At 48.1% G+C, this 3,454-nt stretch carries 3 protein-coding genes; 2 read left to right on the top strand and 1 reads right to left on the bottom strand.

Translation table 11 applies throughout. The features are described from left to right. Positions 1-242: 242 nt before the first annotated feature. Complete coding sequence (locus B4G81_RS15080; protein WP_294083966.1) at positions 243-929, bottom strand: SIR2 family NAD-dependent protein deacylase; 687 nt, start codon at positions 927-929, stop codon at positions 243-245. A 116-nt stretch (positions 930-1,045) separates the two neighbouring features. On the opposite strand from B4G81_RS15080, the gene B4G81_RS15075 reads away from it, so the two are divergent. Then, positions 1,046-1,630, top strand: coding sequence for an FKBP-type peptidyl-prolyl cis-trans isomerase (locus B4G81_RS15075; protein WP_294083964.1), 585 nt, complete (start codon positions 1,046-1,048; stop codon positions 1,628-1,630). A gap of 69 nt (positions 1,631-1,699) precedes the next feature. Continuing rightward, complete coding sequence (locus B4G81_RS15070) at positions 1,700-2,713, top strand: FKBP-type peptidyl-prolyl cis-trans isomerase (protein ID WP_294083962.1); 1,014 nt, start codon at positions 1,700-1,702, stop codon at positions 2,711-2,713. The last annotated feature ends 741 nt before the right edge of the window (positions 2,714-3,454 follow it).

Genomic DNA, 3,454 nt, shown 5'->3' with positions numbered 1-3,454 from the left:
AATAGCATCGGGATGTTTTTTCTTGATCTCGACATACTGCTTCATCATCGGTGTCTCTGCTATCTTCTTTGCCACGGGCTTCTCCTTTGTTGTTTAAAGAAGCGAAATTACAAAAAAACGGGGAGTTTCAAAGCGAATTTTCCTTTCTGATTTCCCCTGTGCAGCCACCCTGTCCCGGTTCTGTTTCTTCCAAAACGGATCAACCCTGCAAATGGAACATCTCATTTGTCCGTTTGCAGGGATCAGATCAGCAGGCGTCGCAGTTCCTTCACTCCTGCCGAAGCTCCCATTCGGAGGTGGTGTATATCGTAGCGGCGGGTGGAAACATCTTTGGGGTCGATCAGGTAGACCGGCACGTTGTTGCGCACCTCGTCGAGCAGGCCCGCCGCGGGGTAGACATTCATTGAGGTGCCGATGATGACGAAGATGTCGGCCTGACGGGTGATTTGCTCCGCTTCCGCCATCAGGGGTACCGCCTCCCCAAACCAGACAATATGGGGTCGGAGCTGGAATCCCTTCTCACAGTGATCTCCTATATGGATGTCGCTGTCGGCCGGGTCCAGTTCGTAAACGAGCGTTTCGTCGCCCGTGGAACGGGCTTTCATCAGTTCGCCATGGAGATGGAGTACCCTGCTGCTGCCGGCCTGCTCGTGAAGGTTGTCGATGTTCTGGGTGATGATATGCACCTCGTACTCCTTCTCCATTGTAGCCAGTACCCTATGTCCATCGTTGGGGCGGGTCTTCAGCAACTCGCGGCGGCGCATATTGTAAAAGCTGAGAACCAGTTCCGGATCGGCGGCAAAGCCTTCGGGGGTGGCTACCTGTTCCACGGGGTATCGTTCCCATAGCCCTCCCGAGTCCCGGAAGGTGGCGATTCCGCTCTCCGCGCTCATTCCTGCACCTGTCAGTACAACTAATTTCTTTTTCATCAATCCGTTCTGTTACCTGCTTCATTGGCAAATATAGTTTTTTATTGTGTGAAAAGGGAGATAATTCAACTTAAAATCGTACTTTTGTGCCCAACTATCTTAAAAGAAAAAAGTGAATGGATAAATTGAGTTACGCCCTCGGGATGAGTATGGCCTCAAATCTGATGAACTCGGGATTACGCAATATTGATGTGGAATCATTTACCGATGCCTTCAGCTGCATCGTTCAGCATACGCCTCCGTCGATTACTCCCCAGGAAGCCAACCAGGTGATACAGGATTTTTTCAGCCAGCGTCAGGATGAGGTGCTGACCCGTAACCTGGAAGAGGGAAAGGCATTTCTGGCCGAGAACAGTAAGAGCGAAAAAGTGGTAACCCTGCCCAGTGGCCTGCAGTATGAAGTGCTGGCAGAGGGAGAGGGAGCCACTCCTTCCGCCACAGACAAGGTGAAATGCCATTATCATGGCACGCTGCTCGATGGCACTGTTTTCGATAGCTCCGTGGAGCGTGGCCAGCCGGCCGTCTTCGGGGTGAACCAGGTGATCAAGGGGTGGGTGGAAGCCTTGCAGCTGATGTCGGTTGGTTCCAGGTGGCGCCTTTTTGTCCCCTCTCATCTGGCGTACGGTGAGCAGGGCGCCGGCAACTCCATCGAACCCAATTCGACCTTGATCTTCGATGTGGAGCTGCTCGGTATTGAGTAGCTTCCCTGTAGGGGAGACAGCATATTTGCAGAAAGTTACATTCTCAACAAACAAATAAGTAAATCAACAATGAAGAAAACAATTTTGGGCACTTTCAGTGCCATGACCGTGATGGCGGTGATGATGGTTTCGTGTGGCGGAGCCTCTACCCCCAAGACCTCGCTGAAGAATTCCGTAGACAGTGTATCCTATGCATACGGGGTGAGCATGACCGATCAGGGCCTGGTTCAGTTTCTGGAGCAGACCGGAGTTCTGGTGAGCACATCGAATATCGAGTTCGATTATCAGTCGCGCATCACCGCAGCCGACTCAACCCAGAAAAAAATACTGGAGAAAGAGATGAATGCGAAGCTTGATTCACTCAACAAGATCAACGCTCCCCGTCTCAATCAGTTTATCAAGGGACTCACCGAAGGGATGGGACAGGAAGAGAAGTCAGCCTATGCCAATGGTTTGAGCATCGGTGTGCAGTTCTCACAGCAGATGTTGCCGCAGTTTAACAGCATGCTTTTTGGTAGCGACTCCTCCAAGACGATCAGCAAGGATCAGGTACTTGCAGGCATTATCTCCGCGCTGAAGAACCAGGAACTGGCCATCAGCAAGATGGATGCAAACGGTATGGTACAGACGGCAGTAGAGGAAGCACAGGCAGAAGAGCAGCAGCGTCAGGAGGAAAATCTCAAGACACAGTATGCTGATAGTATTGCCGCCGGTGATGTCTATATGGCGGATAACGCCAAAAGAGAAGGAGTGGTAACTCTCCCCAGTGGCCTGCAGTATGAGGTTCTTCGTGCCGGTAACGGACCGATGCCCACCGATACCGATCGGGTGAAGGTGCATTATCACGGTACCCTTATCAATGGAGCGGTGTTCGACAGCAGTGTCGATCGTGGCGAGCCTGCCACATTTGGTGTGAACCAGGTCATTCCCGGTTGGACCGAAGCGCTTAAGCTGATGCCGGTAGGATCGAAGTGGAGACTCTATATCCCCTATGACCTGGCTTACGGCTCTGCCGACCGTGGCACCATCAAGCCTTTCTCCAACCTGATTTTCGACGTAGAATTGATCAGTATCGAGAAATAGAGAAATTCGAATCTACTGAATAAGAGAACCACCCCTCGGGGTGGTTTTTTGTTTTGGCCGCATGATTGCTGTTCCCGGAAAGTGTGAACCGCTGTCGATGGGTCGTGATCCAACCCGCAATCCGGCATCGGAAATTCTGATCGCAGATTGATGGTGTGAATATCTTTCCTGTAATTATGAAGAATAAAGGGATGGTTTGCTTACTTTTTTTATCTGATTCTGGCTCGTTTGATGTTAAAAATGACAGATTGGATGCGTAAAAGTTGCAGGATGTATTCCAATGATGTATATTTGTTGGCTTTTACGGACAATGGTTATCATCGTAGATTATTTGTTAATTGTCGTATTTGACAGAATGATTTACGGCAGGGTATTTGGGCACGAAGTGTAAAGAGGATCCCTTATTATGTTTCTGATTGTTGCTTATTTGAAAAAAATATACGAAAAATTATTTATTTAAAATAATTGGCATATATTTGCGAAGCAGACACCTTTCTTTAGGTATGTTAATTATGTGATACATCTTTAAGAAGTGGTAAAAGGTGTGAATTGGGTGTGGTTTTTGCCACTATGTTATTGGAAAAAACTATTGTAAAAGGGCTATTATGAAATGAGATAACTTATTTACCTATGTTGTGTGTGATCGTTTTACACATAAAATAACCATACACTTTCCATACAATTGACTGATTTAAACATATTATCAAGTATTTAATTAAAAGTAGAGTTTATGAAAAGAAA

Origin of the sequence: Proteiniphilum sp. UBA5384 (genome assembly GCF_002410825.1) — a bacterium.
Lineage (GTDB): Bacteria > Bacteroidota > Bacteroidia > Bacteroidales > Dysgonomonadaceae > Proteiniphilum.
This window is presented reverse-complemented; position numbering and strand designations above follow the sequence as displayed.

What these genes read in the sequence shown, in the direction of transcription:
- B4G81_RS15080 (WP_294083966.1), bottom strand. Translation starts at nt 929, where the DNA reads ATGAAAAAGAAATTAGTTGTACTGACAGGTGCAGGAATGAGCGCGGAG.
- B4G81_RS15075 (WP_294083964.1), top strand. Translation starts at nt 1,046, where the DNA reads ATGGATAAATTGAGTTACGCCCTCGGGATGAGTATGGCCTCAAATCTG.
- B4G81_RS15070 (WP_294083962.1), top strand. Translation starts at nt 1,700, where the DNA reads ATGAAGAAAACAATTTTGGGCACTTTCAGTGCCATGACCGTGATGGCG.